Origin of the sequence: Brevundimonas sp. BH3, from assembly GCF_045345115.1 — a bacterium.
In the GTDB taxonomy this organism is placed as follows: domain Bacteria; phylum Pseudomonadota; class Alphaproteobacteria; order Caulobacterales; family Caulobacteraceae; genus Brevundimonas.
Map to the genome: position 1 here is coordinate 2,796,019 of NZ_CP150796.1, position 18,058 is coordinate 2,814,076.

Here is an 18,058-nt window from a genome sequence, read left to right on the forward strand (position 1 = left end):
CGCGATGCAATATTTGCATAGACAAAAAACATCGACTTTATGCTTAAATGCGCAATAAATAATTGCACGCTAGATATATTTAATCACCAATAAGAAAAATATTTGCCGTTCGCTTCATCGGGAGTCAAAGTGAGCATATGCAAAAAGGTGGACGTTCAAACCCTGGTGGTTTTCTGATCGAAGCGCGGCGACTGGATAAGTCGTCGGCCCAGTCTCGTGTGCAGTCCTTTGACGAGATCACGCTTAAACCGACACTCGAAACCGGCCAGAAACAGGCCTCGCGCTGCACCGATTGCGGCGTGCCCTTCTGCCAGAACGCCTGCCCTTTGCAGAACAACATTCCAGACTGGCTCGCCCTGTCGGCAGACGGCGATCTGCGCGAAGCGTGGAAGACCGCCAGCCTGACCTCAACCATGCCGGAAATCTGTGGCCGCATCTGCCCGCAGGACCGCCTGTGCGAAGGCGCGTGTACGCTTCAGCAATCGGGCTGGGACGGCGTGACCATCGGTTCGGTCGAGGCTTGGATCGCCGATCAGGCGTTTGAAAACGGCTGGGTCGAACCGATCCGTCCGCTGGCGGAACGGGACCAGTCGGTCGCCATCGTGGGGGCGGGGCCCGCTGGCCTTGCCTCCGCCGATCGTCTGCGTAGCGCAGGCTATCAGGTCACCATTTATGACCGCCACGACCGCGCGGGCGGGCTTCTGATGTATGGCATCCCCGGCTTCAAGCTGGAGAAACATATCGTCCAGCGCCGGATTGATCGTCTGGTCGAGGGCGGTGTCCAGTTTGTACTCAATACCTCGGTCGGCACCGACATCAGCATGGACGCCTTGCGCAACAAGCATGATGCCGTGCTGCTGGCTATGGGCGTCTATCAGGCCCGCCGTCTGTCGATCCTCGGTTGTGGCCCCGATGATGCCCTGCCTGCGCTTGATTACCTGATCGCCCAGAACAAGCGCGATCTGGGCGATGCGGTGCAAGCCGATACCGCAAAGGGCAAAAACATTGTGGTCGTCGGTGGCGGCGACACCGCAATGGACTGCGTACGTACCGCAATCCGTCAGGGTGCAACCCGCGTCACCTGCCTCTATCGCCGTGACCGCGCCAATATGCCGGGCAGCGCCCGCGAGGTGCAGAACGCCGAGGAAGAAGGCGTCACCTTCGAATGGCTGGCCGCGCCCAAGGCCCTCATGTCCAAAGGCGATACGGTCAATGCCGTCCGCGCCCAGCGCATGGCCCTGAGCGAAGCCGGTGCTAATGGCCGCCGCGAGATCGTGCCTGTTGCCGACAGCGACTTCGACATCGCTGCCGAACTGGTGATCGAGGCACTCGGCTTCGAGCCTGAAAACTTCGCAGAGCAGATGGACGCCTCGCTCGCGATGTCCCGCTGGAACACCATTCAAGTGGCCCGTGGCGGTTTCGCTACCAGCCTGGAGGGCGTGTTCGCTGCAGGGGACGCCGTTCGCGGCGCTTCCCTCGTCGTCTGGGCCGTGCGCGACGGTCAGGATGCCGCTGCCGAAATCGACCGCTATCTGCGCGCGCGTACCGAGGAAGCCGCAGCATGAGCCAAGATACGAACCCAAACTGGCTGGAACATTACGAAGCCGCCCGCGCGCAACTGGTCGCCGCCGGCTCCTATGATCCAAACTCCGAGCGCGATGCCTGTGGCGTCGGCCTTGTCTGCGCCATCGACGGCAAGCCGCGCCGCGAGGTTGTGGACATGGCCATCCAGTCGCTAAAGGCCGTCGCCCACCGTGGCGCGGTCGATGCCGATGGCCTGTCCGGCGACGGCGCGGGCATCATGATCGAAATCCCGCAGGATTTCTTTGCCGCACAGGTGAAGGCGGTCGGCCAGACCCTTCGCTCCGGCCCCGTCGTCGTCGGGCAAATCTTCCTGCCGCGTACCGATCTGGGTGCACAGGACCGCGCTCGCGCCATTGTCGAGGCCGAGGCCATCCGCTCGGGCTTCTATATCTATGGCTGGCGTCAGGCTCCGCTGGACTTGTCGGTCGTTGGCACCCGCGCCGAACAGACCCGCCCCGAGATCGAACAGATCATGCTGGCGGCACCGGAATCGCTGTGGAGGGCCGACGCCAATGGCGAGACGCTGGAACGCGAACTGTATCTGTGCCGTCGCCGCATCGAGGCCGCCGTCACCAAGTCGGGTCTGGGCGGTTTCTATGTCTGCTCGCTGTCTGCGCGCTCGATTGTCTATAAGGGCATGGTCCGCGCCGAACTGCTGGGCCAGCTCTATATCGACCTGACCGACCCAACGGTCGCCTCGGGCTATGCCCTGTTCCATCAGCGCTATTCGACCAACACCTTCCCTGAATGGAAACTGGCACAGCCGTTCCGCACCCTCGCCCACAATGGCGAGATCAACACCCTGCACGGCAACCTCAACTGGATGAAGTCGCACGAGATCCGCATGGCCGCCTCGGCCTTCGGCGATCGCGACAACGAGGTAAAGCCTGTGGTTCAAGCGGGCGGTTCGGACTCGGCGGCGCTGGACAATGTGTTCGAGCTGCTGGTGCGCGCCGGTCGTCCTGCGCCCATGGCCAAGGCCTTACTGGTACCCGAAGCCTGGTCGTCAGACGACATGATGATGAAGGCCGAACACCGCGCCCTCTATGCCTACTGCAATGCCGTCATCGAGCCATGGGACGGCCCCGCCGCCCTGTGCGCCGTCGATGGCCGCTGGGTCGTGGCCGGTAAGGACCGCAACGGTTTGCGCCCGCTGCGGGCGGTGGAAACCGTCGATGGCCTGCTGCTGGCAGGGTCCGAGGCTGGTCTGGTGCCTCTGCCGGAAGGCCGCGTAAAGCGCCGCCTGCACATCGGCCCTGGCAAGCTGATCGCTGTCGATCTGAAGACCGGCCGTGTCTATGACGAGCACGAAGCCGTCGATGCTCTGGCCGCCGCCCATCCGTATAAGGACTGGCTCGGCAACATGGTCGATCTGGAGCCGCTGATCGGCCCCGGTCCCGAGCCACGCGCCGCCACGGGCGATGCCCTGATCCGCCGCCAGATCGCCGCCGGTTTCAGCCGCGAGGACTGCGACCTGCTGCTGGACGCACTGGTGCGCGACGGCAAGGAAGCTGTCGGCTCCATGGGTGACGATGCGCCGCCGGCTGTGCTGTCGTCGCTGCCGCGTCCACTGGCGCACTATTTCCGCCAGAACTTCTCTCAGGTCACCAACCCGCCCATCGACCCCTTGCGCGAAGCGGGGGCCATGAGCCTGAAAACCCGCTTCAAGAACCTCGGCAATATTCTGGCCCATGACGAGGCCCAGACCGATGTGTTCATCCTCGACAGTCCGGTCCTGACCACCGGCATGTATGATCGCCTGCTGGGCGTTGTCGCCGATGGCTCGACCACGGTCATCGACTGCACCTATCCGCTGCCCAAGCAAGGTGAAGAGGCCGGTGCCGGTCTGCGTGCCGCGCTGAACCGCATCCGTGACGAAGCCGAGGCTGCCGCACGCGCGGGCTCTACCCTGATCGTCCTGACAGACGAGAACATCGGTGAGGACCGTCTGGCCGCGCCAATGATCCTTGCGACATCGGGCGTCCACCTGCGCCTGACCGATGCTGGCCTGCGCACATACTGCTCCATCGTCGTCCGTTCGGCAGAGACCCTGGACCCGCACGCCTTCGCCGTTCTGGTCGGTGTCGGTGCCACCGCGGTTAACCCGTGGCTGGCTCAGGAACTCTTCCAGGAACGTCTGGACCGCGGCTTCTATCAGGGCCTGACCCTCAAGGACGCCTGCCTGAACTACAAGAAGGGCATCGAGGCCGGCCTGCTCAAGGTCCTGGCCCGCAAGGGTATCTCGATCATGTCCGCCTATCGCGGCGGGTGCGAGTTCGAGATTCTGGGCCTGTCACGCGCCTTGGCCGCAGAGTTCTTCCCCAACGCCTCGTCGCGCATCTCGGGCATCGGTCTGGCCGGTCTGGAACGCGCCGCCCTGCAACGTCACACGGCGGCATTCGGCAATGATGCCGTGCCGTCTCCGTCCATGGGCGGCTTGTTCCGCATCCGTGCGGGCGGCGAGGCGCATGGCCACGACGCCAAGACCATCCACCTGCTTCAGGATGCGACGAACCGTGGCGATTATAAGCGCTTCAAGCAATATAGCGCCGCTGTCGCAGAACAGGCGGACCTGTCACTTCGTGACCTGCTCGACTTCAAGGAAGGGCTGAAGCCCGTCCAACTTCACGAGGTCGAAAGCGTTTCGGACATCCGCAAACGCTTCCTGTCACAGGCCATGTCGCTGGGTGCCCTGTCACCGGAAGCTCACGAAACCCTGAACATCGCCATGAACCGCATGGGCGCGCGCGCCGTATCGGGTGAAGGTGGTGAAGACCCCGCCCGCTATGTGCCGCGCCCGAACGGCGACAACGCCAACTCGACCGTCAAGCAGGTGGCTTCGGGTCGCTTCGGTGTCACCGCCGAATACCTGAACCAGTGCCGCGAGATCGAGATCAAGGTCGCCCAGGGTGCCAAGCCCGGCGAGGGTGGCCAGCTGCCCGGCTTCAAGGTCACCGAGTTCATCGGCAAGATGCGCCATGCGGTCCCCGGCACCACCCTGATCTCGCCGCCGCCACACCACGACATCTATTCCATCGAGGATCTGGCCCAGCTCATCTACGACCTGAAGGCCATCAACCCCGATGCCAAGGTCACGGTGAAACTGGTCTCCTCGACCGGTATCGGCGCGATTGCATCGGGCGTGGCCAAGGCCAAGGCCGACGCCATCCTGATCGCCGGTCACAACGGCGGCACGGGTGCATCGCCGATGACATCCATCAAGCATGCGGGCATGCCGTGGGAAATCGGTCTGGCCGAAGCCCATCAGGTCCTCAGCCTGAACCACCTGCGCTCGTCGGTTTCCTTGCGTACCGACGGCGGTATCCGCACCGGACGTGACGTCGTTATCGCCGCCCTGCTGGGTGCCGAGGAATACGGCATCGGCACTGCGGGCCTGATCGCCATGGGCTGCCTGATGGTACGCCAGTGCCACTCGAACACCTGCCCGGTCGGTGTCTGCTCGCAGGACGAGCGTCTGCGCGCCAAGTTCACCGGCACGCCGGAGAAGGTGGTCAACCTGTTCACCTTTATCGCCGAGGAGGTGCGCGAGATTCTGGCCAGCCTCGGTGCCCGCACGATTGACGAGATCGTCGGCCGTACCGACCTGCTGCGTCAGGTCCGCCGTGGCGGCTCTCACCTCGACGACCTCGACCTGAACCCGCTTCTGATGAAGGTGGATGTGGACCGTCCGGGCCGCCTCGCCGACAAGCATCGCAAGGAAATCGACGAGAGCCTCGATGCCCGCGTACTGAAGGACGCCCAATCCTTCCTGCAATCGGGCCAGACGTTGGAACTGTCCTATCCGCTGAAGAACACCCAGCGCACGGTCGGTGCCGGTCTGTCCTCGGCCATCGTGCGCAAATACGGCCCGCAAGGTCCGCAAGGTCGCCTGACCCTGAAGCTGGAAGGCATTGCCGGACAGAGCTTCGGGGCCTTCGCCACCAAGGGTCTGGTCCTCGATGTTACGGGCGAGGTGAACGACTATGTCGGCAAGGGTCTGTCGGGCGGTGAAATCCGCGTGCGGTCCTACCAATGGCGCGAGGACCAACAGGTCTGCGGTAACACCACCCTTTATGGTGCAACCTCGGGCCGCCTGTTTGTAGCGGGGGCCGCCGGTGAACGCTTTGCCGTCAGAAACTCCGGTGCCGAAGCCGTTGTCGAAGGTCTCGGAGCTCACGGCTGCGAGTACATGACCGGTGGTCGCGTTGTTGTTCTAGGCCGGACGGGCTGGAACCTTGCCGCCGGTATGAGCGGTGGTGAGTTGTTCGTGCTGGATCCAGCCGGTCATGCTCAACAGGCTCTGAACGGTGATCTGGCCGCTATCGGTACCCTGACCCACGAAGCCGCCGAGCGTCTAAAAGAACTGGTCGAGGCTCACTTTGCAGCCACCCGATCACCTCTGGCCGAACGCCTGCTGGCGGATTGGAGCAACAGCCTAAGGGCCTTCATCCGCATCATCCCGCAAACGGTAAAAGCTGCCGAAATCAAGCTCGCACCGGAACAGGCTCGCGCCACAGCCTAGTCGGGACTGTTCATCGGGCATGTTTGACGTAACATTGCCCGATGAACATCCTGCTCCGTCCGTTTCGTCTGCACTCGGCCCTTTGGCTGGGCCTCTGCATAATGATCGCCATCGGGGTCTTTCTGCCTGCCCAATGGACCTGGCCAACGCGTATGGCCACGTCATGGAATAGCGGCGTTGCCGTCTTTCTCCTGCTGACAGTGAGCCGCATGGCCAAGGCTCGCAGCATCGACGACATCCGTGTCCGCGCCGCCGCCATGGATCAGGCAGGCAGTGCCATCTTGCCCCTCAGCCTTCTGGCTGCCGCCGCCAGTGTTTTCGTCATCGTCTTCATGACAGCTTCCGGCGGCAAGCCCACCCCGTTTGAGGCCAGCCTGACCCTGATTACGATCGCCCTGTCGTGGTTCTTCGTTCAACTCATCTTCACCCTGCGCTACGCCCATGAGTTCTACGCCCCCAATACAAGCGGCAAGGACCGGCAAGGGCTGATGTTCCCCGGCGAAACGGATGCCGATTACTGGGATTTCCTGCATTTCTCCCTGATTATCGGCGTCGCCAACCAGACCGCCGATGTGCAGATTGCCAGCCAGAGCCTGCGCCGCATTGCCACCTTGCACAGTATTGTTTCGTGGCTGTTCAACACTGTCATTCTGGCACTGGCCGTCAATCTGGCCGTCAACCTGCTTTAGCGCAAAACTTGACTCTTTGTGGATAAAGGCCCATTTGCCCGCTACCGCACTGTGCGGTTTCCGTCGTGTTCCAGCGCGTGTGGGCCTTTCTCCAAGAATAGGCCTGTCTGTAGAGCCGTCGGTTCCTCAAGATCATACGTCGTCCGGACACGCGGGGCGGCGCCCGTTACCTGCCCGTGGATTATGGGCGGACGACGCGCGCTGCATGGCCTGACGGCTGCTGGCGTCCGTCGTCATTCGTGAAAGACAGACGTGAGCGACACCAATTTTGAATCTCTGGGCCTGAATGCAGGCCTTCTCTCGGCCCTTAAGGCAGCAGGCTACGAAAAGCCCACTCCTATTCAGGCCAAATCTATTCCCCATGTTATGAAGGGGGCCGACCTGTTGGGCATTGCCCAGACCGGCACCGGCAAGACTGCCGCATTCGCCCTGCCGATCCTGCATCGCCTCGCAGAAAATCGTATCCCGCCGCGCCCGCGCACCACGCGCGCCCTAATCCTGTCACCGACACGCGAACTGGCCACCCAGATCGCTGACAGCTTCAAAGAATATGGCCAGCACCTCGGCTTCCGTGTCGCGGTTGTATTCGGCGGCGTGAAGTATGGCGGCCAAGAGCGTGCCATGCAGCAGGGTCTCGACATTCTGGTGGCTGCACCGGGCCGTCTGCTGGACCATATCCAGCAAAAAACGCTGGATCTGTCCTCGACCGAAATCTTCGTTCTGGACGAAGCCGACCAGATGCTGGACCTCGGCTTCATCAAGCCGATCCGCCAGGTGGTCAGCCGCCTTCCGGCCCGCCGCCAGAACCTGTTCTTCTCGGCCACCATGCCGAACGAGATCGGTAAACTGGCGGGCGAACTACTGAAAGAGCCGGTCAAGGTTCAGGTCACCCCGCAGGCCACCACTGTCGAGCGCATCAAGCAATCAGTGATCTGGGTCGAGCAAGGCCGCAAGCGCGCCCTGCTAACCGAGTTGTTCTCGGATCCGTCCTATACGCGCTGCCTCGTCTTCACCAAGACCAAGCACGGTGCCGACAAGGTTGCCGCCTACCTCGAAGCCGGTGGCGTTGAAGCCGGTGCCATCCACGGTAACAAGAGCCAGCCGCAACGCGAGCGCGCCCTTGAGGCCTTCAAGAACGGCAAGCTGCGCGTTCTGGTCGCCACCGACATCGCCGCGCGCGGTATCGATGTCGACAAGGTCACCCACGTTGTGAATTTCGAACTGCCCTATGTGCCGGAATCCTATGTTCACCGCATCGGCCGTACGGCCCGCGCCGGTGAAAAGGGTACCGCCATCAGCTTCGTAGCCGGCGACGAGATGAAGCTTCTGAAGGACATCGAAAAGGTGACCCGTCAGAAGATCCCGATGACCGATCGCCGTAACGACAAGGCCCTGCAAGCCTTGGACGCTTCGATCATGGCCGCCGGTGTTGCCGCCAAGGCTACCCTGCCCGAGCGCGAACCGCGCCGTGGTAACGGTGAGGGCAATCCGCGCAATCGTAATCGCAACCGCCGCAACGAGGTTCGTCCCGAAGGGGGCGGCCAACCGCACCGTGCCCGCAAGGGCGAGGGTCGCGGTGCACGCGGTCCGCGCGAGGGTGCTCCGGTTTCGACCTATAATCCGATGGCCGGTGAAACCACTTCGGCCCCTGAGCCGAAACCGGTCAGCGCCATGAAGCGTCGTCCGCGCAAGCGTCCGGCGGCTGGCGGCAAAAACTTTGCCAAGGGCAATAGCTAAGACTTGAAACAGTGAAAGGACGCCCTCTGAAGGGGCGTCCTTTTTTGCTCGATCAAGACCACAAAAAACGGCGGCTCTACCGAGCCGCCGTTTTCGTATTCAAAAGCTCTTCGAGCTTAGAATTTGATGGTGGTGCCCATCGAGAAGGCCACAGCCGAACCTTCGACTTCGCCACGCAGGTGCGAGGTCACCAGACCGTTATAGAAGTTGCGGTCATCATACATGTTGCTCTCACCCATATCGATATAGGTGATGCCTGCATCGAAGCCGATACCGTCGGTGATCTCGGTCGAGACGCCGACCGAATACAGCGTACGGTCCGAATCCGGGATACGGGCAGTACGCAAAGCATCGGTGGTCGGAGTCGGATCGTAACCGATACCGGCGCGGAAGGTGGTCTTGTCGCTGTAGGCATAGTCCAGACCGATCGCGCCGGTGGTGACGTCTTCGTAGTTCTGATGGATCACGTCGCCGCCGCCCGGGAAGCTGACGCGGATGGCATCAAATTCCGACCAGCCGATACGATTGATCTGGGCATTCAGGGTCAGCTTGTCGGTTGCAGCATAACGCACCGAGGCCATAGCGAACCACGGGGTGTTGAAGCTTGCAGTACCGGCAGCGTCCACGCTGTTCGGGGCCAGTGGACCAGTCAGGGTGGTGACAATGTCGCCGTCCAGATCGTGTTCGATTGCCGAACGGTAGGACAGACCCAGATCCCACTTACCCTTGTGAACCTGCGCACCAACATTCCAGCCATAGGCGAAGCCATCACCTTCCAGCGACGACGAACCGTCGGCAAAAGTTGGAGCAAAGCCCGGCATGGCCGAGGTTAGCTTGGCCTTGACGTACTCGACGTTCACACCGGCACCGATGTCCAGCCAGTCATTGACCTGATAGGCCGCGGTCAGTCCAATATCGCCCGAACGCATTTCCGAGGTCAGGGCGTCATAGCGTGCGAACGAGCCTTGTTCGTACTTGGTGGTGAAGTTGTACGGCGCAGCAACGGCCAGACCCACGGCCAGACGCTCGTTCAGCGGCATGGCAATGGCGAAGTTCGGCACCAGACCGCTTTCAACCGGATCAACTTCGGTGTTGCGCGGGTTGGCCACCGGCACGTCGTAGCGGGCACCCGTTTGCGGGTTGGTATAGGTGACATACGAGCCGGTGTTCTTGGCTTCGGAGTCGATACGAATGGCGTGCAGCGACATCGTCGCTTCGCGGCCCGAACGTGCAATCGAAGCGGCGTTCCACCACATCGACTGGACGCCCCTATCGGCAGTTTCACCCGAATAGGCGCGGCCTGCGCCACGCGCGGATTGTTCCTGAAGATAGAAAGAGCCAGCCATAGCCGGAGCGGCCACCGAGGCCATCAGAACGGCAAGGCCGCCAATGCGGGCCATGTTCCTGGAAGTCATACGTTTCACCTATATTGATAGGCCCATCATTACCGATGCGATGGACCTTTGCTCGGGGAGAGAAGCAAAGGCTTATCAGTCTCGAAATTCTTGTCATCGTTTCTGACCCGCACAAGACCGTGACGCCTGACGAAACCAGTAACGGAGTGACGCATAAGTCGCACTTTTCTATCCAAAACTTACGCTAGGGAAGAACACAATCCCATCAATAACATTGATACTCAAAATACTATACTGACTTAACGTAAAGCTTGGCATTTATTGACCCGTACAATGACAAGCCATTCAACAGCGCCAAAAGCTGACGCGATTGCGCTTTTGTGCTAGAAACACCATTTGAAGTTAGAAGTTGCCGCCTCCCCACGCGGCATAGCGGAATTAGTTTGCCAGACCCGACAGCCGCCAAGGCTCGCGAGCGCGGCAAAATGCTGAAAGTCTGTCATGTACGAAACGCCCGAGCTGGAAACCGACGTCCTGGTCCGTAGCCACGAAATCCGCATTCACACGCCGGAAGATTTCGAAGGCATGCGCAAGGCGGGCCGTCTGGTCGCCGAGGCGCTGGACATGATCACCGAGCACGTCAAACCGGGCGTGACCACCGGCTATCTGGACGATCTGGTGCGCCAGTTCACCCTCGATAACGGCGCGATTCCTGCATGCCTCGGTTACAAGGGCTACGAGAAGACCATCTGCACCTCGATCAATCATGTCGTCTGTCACGGCATTCCGGGCGACAAGGTTCTGAAGGAAGGCGATATCGTCAATATCGACCACACCGTCATCGTAGACGGCTGGCATGGCGACAGCAGTCGCATGTATCCGGTCGGCGAGATCAATGCCCGCGCCAAGAAGCTGATCGATGTGACCTATGACTCGCTGGAACTGGGTTTGGCCCAGATCAAGCCGGGCAACACCTTTGGCGATATCGGCTTTGCCATCCAGAAATTCGTCGAGGCCCAGCGCATGAGCGTAGTCCGCGACTTCTGCGGTCACGGCATTGGTCGCGTCTTCCATGACAATCCGAACGTGCTGCACTATGGCCGTCGCGGCGAAGGTGCAGTCTTGAAGCCGGGTATGTTCTTCACCGTCGAGCCGATGGTAAATCTTGGCAAGCCGGGCGTGAAGGTATTGTCTGACGGCTGGACCGCCGTAACACGCGACAAGTCGCTGTCCTCGCAGTGTGAGCACACCATCGGTGTGACAGAAGACGGCATCGAAATCTTCTCGGCCTCGCCCAAGAACATTTTCCGCCCCACTTTCTGACGAACGCAGTTCCGTCTAGTCTCCCTCTTCGGGGGGAGACAATGACGGACAGCATACCCATAGCGGCCAAGCCCAAGGCCCATCATCTGGGCCACCGCGAACGCTTGCGCGAGCGGGCGATGGAAGGCGGCCTTTCCACCCTTCCCGATTACGAATTGCTGGAATTGTTTCTGTTCCGCAGCCAGCCGCAGGGCGATGTCAAACCTCTGGCCAAGGCGCTGCTGGACCGGTTCGGGTCATTTGCAGGCGTCATGGCCGCCTCGCTGGAAGATATGCTGACGGTACGGGCTACCGACATCAAAGACCGCAAGCGCGGCATCGGCAAACAGACCGCCCTCGACCTATGCGCCCTTCAAGAGGTTGCGCGCCGCGTCGCCCTCGAAGAAGTGGCCAAGCGCCCCGTTATCTCGTCATGGACCGCGCTTCTGGCCTATGTACGGCTGGCGCTTCAGCACGAACCGCGCGAGCAGTTCCGCATCCTCTATCTCGACAACAAGAACCAGTTGATCCGCGACGAAATCCAGAACCGCGGCACAGTCGATCACGCCCCCGTCTATCCGCGTGAAGTGGTCCGCCGCGCACTGGAACTGAGCGCCAAGGCACTCATCATCGTGCACAATCATCCCTCCGGTGATCCCACCCCCAGTCGGGCCGATATCGACATGACCAAACAGGTCATCGAGGCAGCACGCGCACTGGATATACAAATCCACGACCATCTGATTGCCGGACGCCACGGCGTAACCAGTTTCAAACAGCTAGGCCTGATGTGACCCTTCTGCATACCGAGCGCCTGACCCTGACCCCCGTATCGCATACCGATTTCGATGATCTGGTCCATATGTGGGCCGATCCCGAAGTCACGCGCTATATCTCGGGGCAGCCCATGCCTGCCGAAGATGTCTGGCTGCGCCTGTTGCGCGATATCGGCCATTGGCAGATACTGGGTTTTGGCAACTGGGTGATCCGTGATGAGGTCCAAAGTCTGGTCGGCAGTGTCGGACTGTTCGACTACCGTCGCGCCTTGTCCCCTCCTTTCAGCGCCCCCGAGGTCGGCTGGGCGCTCATGCCGGATTTCCACGGCAAGGGCATGGCCCGCGAGGCCGTGGGGGCCGCCCTTCACCATGCCGACACGGTTCTGGATTTTGAGCGCACACAGTGCATGATCTCGGTGCCAAATACGCCGTCGATCAAACTGGCCGAAGCCCTCGGCTTTAGGCACTATGCGCAAGGCCTATACAAAGGCTCAACCCTTGGACTGTATGAACGACAAAGGCCCCCGGCCAAGAGCACAGGCTGACAATCCGCTCAGAGACGCTTATTAGCTACAGGACTGTACCGCTTACTGAAACGAGTTTCGCCCCATGCCTATGTCTGCCGACGAACTGCGCGCGCACCTGATCGACGCCTTTCCTGACGCCGTCATTGACCTGCATGATACCGCAGGCGACGAAGATCACTGGGTGGCGCTGGTCGTCTCCAGCGCCTTTGAAGGCATGAGCCGCGTCAACCGCGGCCGCGCGTGTAATGCAGCCCTCAAAGGCAAGCTGGGCACAGTGGTCCATTCGGTCAGTTTTGACGCCAAAACCCCCGCAGAGGTTATCTGATATGCGCTATCGTCCTCTCGGAGAGGTCGGCTCTGCAGTTTCAGCAATAACTTTGACACTGGATGCAGCTGTCGCTGTGACCGGTGCCAACGGCATACGCAATCTTATCGATACAGCCGTGGAAGAAGGGGTGAACAGCTTCTTCATCGACAGTCTGGACCCCACCCTGATTCGCACGGCGGGCGAGGTGCTACGTCAGGTAGAACGCGACCTTCTACATATTGCGCTGACGCTGGGGCCCCTGCCCAATGGCAAGCGCAACTTCACCCCCGAGGGCCTGTCTGCGGTAACCGGTGCCGTGCTCAAGGCCTCGGGTCTGGGCTATATCGACTCTGTCATTTTGGATGACCCATCCGAAACCGAGCTACCGTCACAATCGCTGAAAACCCTTCGTGCGGACACGCGCATCAAGCGGTTGGGACTGCGTGGCAATTCGGAAGTGATGGAGGTCTATATCAATAGCGGCCGCTTTGATGTCCTCTTTACGCCCAGCCACATCCAGATGGATGCCCGCCAGCGGTCTTGCCTGCGCTCGGCGCGCGACCAACAGATGATCGTCTTCTCGACCGACTACTTCCCCAAATCTCTACTGGTGGCCCCCAAACGCCCCGCCGCGCCCGAAGCGCAAAAAGGTCTGTTCGGACTGGGCCGCAAAAAGGCGGTCGCCGAGGAAGTGACCAACCCGTTTGCCTTCCTGTATTCCACCCCCGGATGGGAGGCCGAAGACCTGTGTTTGGCGCACGCCCTGCTGGACCCGTCTCTGGCTGGTGTGATTGTTCATGCCCCCAATGTCGAGCGCCTGAAACGTCTGGCCAAGGCGTGCGAGCGCGACATGCCTGTCAGCCTGCCCGCCCAATTGGAAATGGCCCGCGTAACCTCGTCGCGCGCCGCCTGAGCCCTAGCCGCCCAGCGCCACAAAGGCCCCATTGGCAAAGTTCGGCTTGCCGTACATCAGGCTCAGACCGTCCGGGGTGATGATCCTCCCGCCTGCCGCCTGCAGCACCCCGTGACCGGCCGCGATATCCCATTCTGATGTCGGGCCCGTGCGCGGATAGGCATCAAAACGTCCCTCAGCGATCAGGCATAGCTTGAGCGATGAATCCAGCGCCTGCCATTGCGTACAGCCATGGCGGCGGATCAGGCGCTCGGCCTCCTCGTCGCTAAGACTATGGCTCACCAGAGCCACGGGTTCGGCGGGGCGTTCGCGCACATGGATCGGATGCCAGTGCTCGTCATTCTGGCGACGGAAAGCGCCGCCCCCCAGTGGGCCGCTGCGCCACGTCGTGTGTGTGGCGGGTGCCACCACCACGCCCGCCACCACCTGATGGTCGCGCACAAGGGCGATATTCACACTGAAAGCCTCGCGCCCCTGTACAAAACCACGCGTACCGTCCAGCGGGTCAATCAGCCAGAACCAGCCATCGCATCCGGCGGGCAGGCCGCTATCACTGACCTGTTCTTCAGCCACAGTCTGCACCCCCGGCCATTCAGCGGCCAGGCGTTGCAGGATCAAGCGCTCGGCGGCGCGGTCGGCCTCGGTGACAGGGCTGTCGTCTGCCTTGCGTTCAGCCGCCACTCCGCCATGCCAGAAACCGCGAATGATCTCGGCGGCCTCCTCGGCAATCTCGGCAATGACTTCGGCCAAACGGCCCGAAACAAGATCGGCCTCGAGGCGTTCAAGCGTTTCCGGCGAGGCAGGGGACATGAGGGATTTCGGTGTGCTGGACATGGTTTTGTGCAGATACTCCAATCCAGCGGTTTAACGAACCGGCAAATCAGGTCAGGGATTGATTAACCTTCATTAACTATGTTTTTGGATCGGGATACGCATGGCTTTTCTGACCGATAATGCGGCGCGCCTTTCAGGCCCCTCTGCCGAAGAACAAACCGCCCTTCCGCAAGGTGCCGAACTGACCGCTCTGGTCGCTGCCAAGCTGTGCCATGACTTCATCAGCCCCTCGGGGGCCGTGATGTCGGGTCTGGACCTGCTGGATGATCCTACCGCACAAGATATGCGCGAAGATGCCATGGGCCTGATCCGTCAAAGCGCACGCAAAATGATCTCGCTGGTCAATTTCTCGCGCGTGGCCTTTGGCAGTTCTTCCAGCGCCGAGCGCTTTTCCAGCACCGAAATTCATAATCTTTTGCTGGGTCTGACAGATGGTGGCCGCGCGCAGATAGACTGGCGCATTCCCGAAATTTCGCTGAGTAAGCCCCATGCCCGGGCCTTGCTGAATCTGGCCTATCTGACTTTCAGCGCCCTGGCTTTGGGCGGAACAGCCACTATCACCGCACATCATGAAGAAAATGGCCTGACTCTAGCTGGACAGGCACAGGGCAACCGCGCCCGTCTCAAGCCCGAAGCTCTGGCCGGTCTGCGCGGTCAACCCCTCTCCGAGGGTTTGCATGGCCAGTGGATTCAGCCCTACTGGCTATGGCTGACGGTGTCGGAAATCGGTGGTAGACTGGACACTGTTGTCGAGGAACAATGTGTATCGTTGTTAGCACGGCTACCAAATCACGTTGAAATTTGACATAATCAGGGCCAATACGTCCGCTGTGAAGCTTCTTTCACCAGAAGCTAATGGAGTGATGTCCCCTGCCCAGTCCACTGTGCCTTATTGTTGATGACAGCCGGATCATCCGAAAAGTCGCCCGCCGCATTGTCGAGGGACTGGGCTTTGACGTGTCCGAAGCCTGTGACGGCATAGAAGCGCTGGAGCAATGCCTGCAGGCCATGCCCGACCTTGTTCTGCTGGACTGGCGCATGCCCACCATGGACGGCATGGATTTTTTGGCGCGCCTCAAGGGCATTTGTGATGCTAACATGCCCAAGGTTCTGTTTTGCAGTATGGAAAGCGACCCGCGACGCATTTCCGAAGCTCTGGCGGCAGGGGCCGACGACTATGTGATGAAACCGTTCGACGGCGACATCCTGCAATCCAAGCTTGACGAAATCGGTGCCCTGAGGACGCAGGCAGCATGACACCGGAAGATTTCGAGCGCCTGCAGGCCCTGATGGCCAGCCGCACCGGTTTCGCCCTGTCATCCAGCCGGATGCAACTGGCCGAACACCGGTTGGGTCCCATTGCCCGCCGCGAGGGGTTTCACAATGTCGAAGCCCTGCTCAACAGCCTATGGGCGCGCCCCGTCGGCTCTCTGGGCTGGAGTGTGATCGAAACCCTGCTGAACACTGAAACATGGTTTCGTCGCGACCGTCATGTTTTCGACCTCTATGCCCGCGAGCTTCTGCCGGTGCTGGCCCAAGCGCGTCAGGGGCATCCGGTCCGTATCTGGGTGGCCGGTGGCGGTTCGGGTCAGGAAGCCTTTAGTCTGGCCATGGCCGCGCTCGAGCAAGGGCTGAAAGTCGATATCCTCAGTACGGACCTGTCCCGTCGCAGTTTGGACAAGGCCGCCCGCGCCATCTATTCCGGCTTTGAAATCCAGCGTGGGCTGTCTGCTAGGGCGATGCTGAGATATTTCGAGCCCGTCGAAGACCAATGGCAGGCCCGCCCTGTTCTGCGCCAGCTCGTCCAGTTCGAACGCGCCAACCTGCTGTCACCCCTGCCGCATGATCTGGCGGCCAAAGGCCCCTTCGACCTCGTATTCTGTCGCTATGTGCTGGAGGACATGCTGCCCGATGCCCGCGATAAGGCACTGGAGCACCTGCGCGCTCCCCTGGCCGATGAAGGTTGCCTGTTTTTGGGTACCGATGAAAAGATCGAAAGCAAGATATTTAGACAGGTGGCGGGCCGCGCCGGTTTGTTCGTCAAAGGGTTAGACCGCAACAAGCGGGCCGCCTGAAACCCTGCCTATCCCAACAGGGCCTTGCGGGCGACGGCCTTTACGCCACCGGTCGGTACATCCGTAAATACCAGATCATCCGTGCCGAAATATTTTGACTGGTTGCGGGCACACCAGTCACTGGTCACCAGTTTCAGTCTTTGTCCGCCATGCACACCGCCTGTGCGTTCGGCGGCGTAAAGGAAATCACCGGTCATTTCACTGATCGGCATGGGGCGGTCCTGATTACAGATTTTCAGGATTGCTGCCATACGCGATGCATCGATTTCGGCCACCTGAAGCTGTCCATCAAAACGGACCACTTCGTCAAAATGGAACTGGTCCACATCGCCACCCTTCAAACCGGTGCCCAAGGTCGTATGACCGATAAAGCCCCAGTCGGCCTCCACGGCGTCTGCAAAACCGGCACTGACCTTGCGCCCCGTCTCGCCTAGCGACAACGCTTCTTGATTGTGCCCAAGAACCGCGCGTTCAACCGGCGTCAGGTGGGCCGCTAGCGTGGACGCGATAAGGTTGGCCAGCACAGGGTCGCCTACAGCGTCTGCGGAAACCTCGCGATTGGCGGTTGTCACGACGCCATCGGCTCCGTACTCGCCCACAGCATAGGTTTCACCCCAGCGTCCGCAATGGACATAGCCGGTGGCCCCTTCCTGATGGGTGAACAGAAGGTGGTTATGGCCCCCGATCATCAGCGCCCCTTGCGGCAGCAATGGCAGATACTGGCGCTCGTCAACAACACCCACATGGCTGAGGACCAGTTTCAGGCCATCCCCTGCCAGCATGGACGGGAAGTTCGCGCGCGCCCATTCGACAGGATCGGGAATGGTCAGCCACTGACGGCTTTCGGCAGGGTAGGAATTCAATGACGGCGTCCCCAGCCCAACAATGCTGAGAGTTTCCCCGCCCAGAGAAAGCTGCGCCGTCGAAGGCGCATAGGGCTGTCCGGTGCGCTTATCGATCAGGTTGCTGACAACCGTCAGGCCCAGGCTGCGCATCCGCGCCACCACCGGATGCAGGTCATGCACCAGATCATTGTCATGATTTCCAAGGTTGAAAACCGTCGGGGCAATCTTGGGCAGTTCAGCCATAAAGGCCCAGTCGATCGCCCCTTGCGAGCGTACCGACACCACATTGCCTTTTTCAAAACTGTCGCCATTGACCACGATCAGGTGCGGGGCATCTGTGGACGCCACCTCGGCACGGAACGCAGCCAGAAGCTGGGCAATACGACCATACGAAGAGTGTAGATCTGAAATCGCCAGTACGCGCAGTCGCGGGCTGCGGGCCGCAACCGGCGTGTGCGCGCATCCTGCAACCGCCGCGGCCAGAGGCAGGCTGGCGGCCCACTGCAACATGTGACGACGAGAAAGAGGCAAATGCGACATGGTTAGGCGATCCTGATGAAACCATCTGCCCGGCATGTGCGGGACCCAAGGT

Annotated in this window: 15 protein-coding genes; 12 read left to right on the forward strand and 3 right to left on the reverse strand. The window is 60.9% G+C overall.

What is annotated here, in order from left to right; all coding sequences use genetic code 11:
- Window positions 1-137: 137 nt before the first annotated feature.
- From WEU32_RS13635 to WEU32_RS13650, 4 genes are all read left to right on the forward strand, one after another.
- Window positions 138-1,565 (forward strand): NAD(P)-dependent oxidoreductase, encoded by a 1,428-nt coding sequence (locus WEU32_RS13635; RefSeq protein WP_406852268.1) that lies wholly within the window; start codon window positions 138-140, stop codon window positions 1,563-1,565.
- Window positions 1,562-6,106, forward strand: coding sequence for a glutamate synthase large subunit (gene gltB / locus WEU32_RS13640; protein WP_406852269.1), 4,545 nt, complete (start codon window positions 1,562-1,564; stop codon window positions 6,104-6,106). Before WEU32_RS13635 ends, gltB begins: the two co-directional genes overlap by 4 nt.
- A gap of 41 nt (window positions 6,107-6,147) precedes the next feature.
- Window positions 6,148-6,795, forward strand: a complete 648-nt coding sequence (locus WEU32_RS13645) for a DUF1345 domain-containing protein (protein ID WP_406852270.1) — start codon at window positions 6,148-6,150, stop codon at window positions 6,793-6,795.
- Between the two features lie 252 nt (window positions 6,796-7,047).
- Window positions 7,048-8,532 carry a DEAD/DEAH box helicase gene (locus WEU32_RS13650; protein WP_406852271.1) on the forward strand — a complete coding sequence of 495 codons (1,485 nt, stop codon included), beginning with the start codon at window positions 7,048-7,050 and terminating at the stop codon, window positions 8,530-8,532.
- Window positions 8,533-8,648: 116 nt separating this feature from the next.
- On the opposite strand, the gene WEU32_RS13655 is transcribed toward WEU32_RS13650, so the two are convergent.
- Window positions 8,649-9,947 carry an outer membrane protein transport protein gene (locus WEU32_RS13655; RefSeq protein ID WP_312139119.1) on the reverse strand — a complete coding sequence of 433 codons (1,299 nt, stop codon included), beginning with the start codon at window positions 9,945-9,947 and terminating at the stop codon, window positions 8,649-8,651.
- Window positions 9,948-10,388: 441 nt separating this feature from the next.
- Between WEU32_RS13655 and map the strand changes: the two genes are divergently transcribed.
- The 5 genes from map to WEU32_RS13680 all read left to right on the forward strand — a co-directional run bounded on the left by map (window position 10,389) and on the right by WEU32_RS13680 (window position 13,712).
- A complete protein-coding gene (gene map, locus WEU32_RS13660; protein ID WP_312814135.1) occupies window positions 10,389-11,210 on the forward strand; it encodes a type I methionyl aminopeptidase in 822 nt (273 codons plus the stop codon).
- Between the two features lie 41 nt (window positions 11,211-11,251).
- A complete protein-coding gene (gene radC / locus WEU32_RS13665; protein ID WP_406852272.1) occupies window positions 11,252-11,983 on the forward strand; it encodes a DNA repair protein RadC in 732 nt (243 codons plus the stop codon).
- The gene (locus WEU32_RS13670; protein WP_406852273.1) at window positions 11,980-12,510 is read left to right on the forward strand and encodes a GNAT family N-acetyltransferase; all 531 of its coding nucleotides are present in this window, start codon (window positions 11,980-11,982) and stop codon (window positions 12,508-12,510) included. Before radC ends, WEU32_RS13670 begins: the two co-directional genes overlap by 4 nt.
- 64 nt (window positions 12,511-12,574) lie before the next feature.
- The gene (locus WEU32_RS13675; RefSeq protein WP_312139126.1) at window positions 12,575-12,817 is read left to right on the forward strand and encodes a BolA/IbaG family iron-sulfur metabolism protein; all 243 of its coding nucleotides are present in this window, start codon (window positions 12,575-12,577) and stop codon (window positions 12,815-12,817) included.
- Window position 12,818: 1 nt separating this feature from the next.
- Window positions 12,819-13,712, forward strand: a complete 894-nt coding sequence (locus WEU32_RS13680; protein ID WP_312139128.1) for an oxidoreductase — start codon at window positions 12,819-12,821, stop codon at window positions 13,710-13,712.
- A gap of 3 nt (window positions 13,713-13,715) precedes the next feature.
- Here the strand turns inward: WEU32_RS13680 and cysQ are convergent, their stop codons facing one another.
- Window positions 13,716-14,546 carry a 3'(2'),5'-bisphosphate nucleotidase CysQ gene (gene cysQ, locus WEU32_RS13685; RefSeq protein WP_406852274.1) on the reverse strand — a complete coding sequence of 277 codons (831 nt, stop codon included), beginning with the start codon at window positions 14,544-14,546 and terminating at the stop codon, window positions 13,716-13,718.
- 100 nt (window positions 14,547-14,646) lie between these two features.
- Between cysQ and chpT the strand changes: the two genes are divergently transcribed.
- From chpT to WEU32_RS13700, 3 genes are all read left to right on the forward strand, one after another.
- Window positions 14,647-15,351, forward strand: a complete 705-nt coding sequence (gene chpT, locus WEU32_RS13690; protein WP_406852275.1) for a histidine phosphotransferase ChpT — start codon at window positions 14,647-14,649, stop codon at window positions 15,349-15,351.
- 65 nt (window positions 15,352-15,416) lie between these two features.
- Window positions 15,417-15,803 (forward strand): response regulator, encoded by a 387-nt coding sequence (locus WEU32_RS13695; protein WP_312139294.1) that lies wholly within the window; start codon window positions 15,417-15,419, stop codon window positions 15,801-15,803.
- Window positions 15,800-16,621, forward strand: coding sequence for a CheR family methyltransferase (locus tag WEU32_RS13700; RefSeq protein ID WP_406852276.1), 822 nt, complete (start codon window positions 15,800-15,802; stop codon window positions 16,619-16,621). Before WEU32_RS13695 ends, WEU32_RS13700 begins: the two co-directional genes overlap by 4 nt.
- An 8-nt stretch (window positions 16,622-16,629) precedes the next feature.
- On the opposite strand, the gene WEU32_RS13705 is transcribed toward WEU32_RS13700, so the two are convergent.
- Window positions 16,630-18,006 carry a metallophosphoesterase gene (locus WEU32_RS13705; protein WP_406852277.1) on the reverse strand — a complete coding sequence of 459 codons (1,377 nt, stop codon included), beginning with the start codon at window positions 18,004-18,006 and terminating at the stop codon, window positions 16,630-16,632.
- Window positions 18,007-18,058: the final 52 nt, after the last annotated feature.

What these genes read in the sequence shown, in the direction of transcription:
- WEU32_RS13700 (WP_406852276.1), top strand. Translation starts at nt 15,800, where the DNA reads ATGACACCGGAAGATTTCGAGCGCCTGCAGGCCCTGATGGCCAGCCGC.
- gltB (WP_406852269.1), top strand. Translation starts at nt 1,562, where the DNA reads ATGAGCCAAGATACGAACCCAAACTGGCTGGAACATTACGAAGCCGCC.
- WEU32_RS13675 (WP_312139126.1), top strand. Translation starts at nt 12,575, where the DNA reads ATGCCTATGTCTGCCGACGAACTGCGCGCGCACCTGATCGACGCCTTT.
- WEU32_RS13635 (WP_406852268.1), top strand. Translation starts at nt 138, where the DNA reads ATGCAAAAAGGTGGACGTTCAAACCCTGGTGGTTTTCTGATCGAAGCG.
- map (WP_312814135.1), top strand. Translation starts at nt 10,389, where the DNA reads ATGTACGAAACGCCCGAGCTGGAAACCGACGTCCTGGTCCGTAGCCAC.
- cysQ (WP_406852274.1), bottom strand. Translation starts at nt 14,546, where the DNA reads ATGTCCAGCACACCGAAATCCCTCATGTCCCCTGCCTCGCCGGAAACG.
- chpT (WP_406852275.1), top strand. Translation starts at nt 14,647, where the DNA reads ATGGCTTTTCTGACCGATAATGCGGCGCGCCTTTCAGGCCCCTCTGCC.
- WEU32_RS13655 (WP_312139119.1), bottom strand. Translation starts at nt 9,947, where the DNA reads ATGACTTCCAGGAACATGGCCCGCATTGGCGGCCTTGCCGTTCTGATG.
- WEU32_RS13680 (WP_312139128.1), top strand. Translation starts at nt 12,819, where the DNA reads ATGCGCTATCGTCCTCTCGGAGAGGTCGGCTCTGCAGTTTCAGCAATA.
- WEU32_RS13645 (WP_406852270.1), top strand. Translation starts at nt 6,148, where the DNA reads ATGAACATCCTGCTCCGTCCGTTTCGTCTGCACTCGGCCCTTTGGCTG.
- radC (WP_406852272.1), top strand. Translation starts at nt 11,252, where the DNA reads ATGACGGACAGCATACCCATAGCGGCCAAGCCCAAGGCCCATCATCTG.
- WEU32_RS13705 (WP_406852277.1), bottom strand. Translation starts at nt 18,006, where the DNA reads ATGTCGCATTTGCCTCTTTCTCGTCGTCACATGTTGCAGTGGGCCGCC.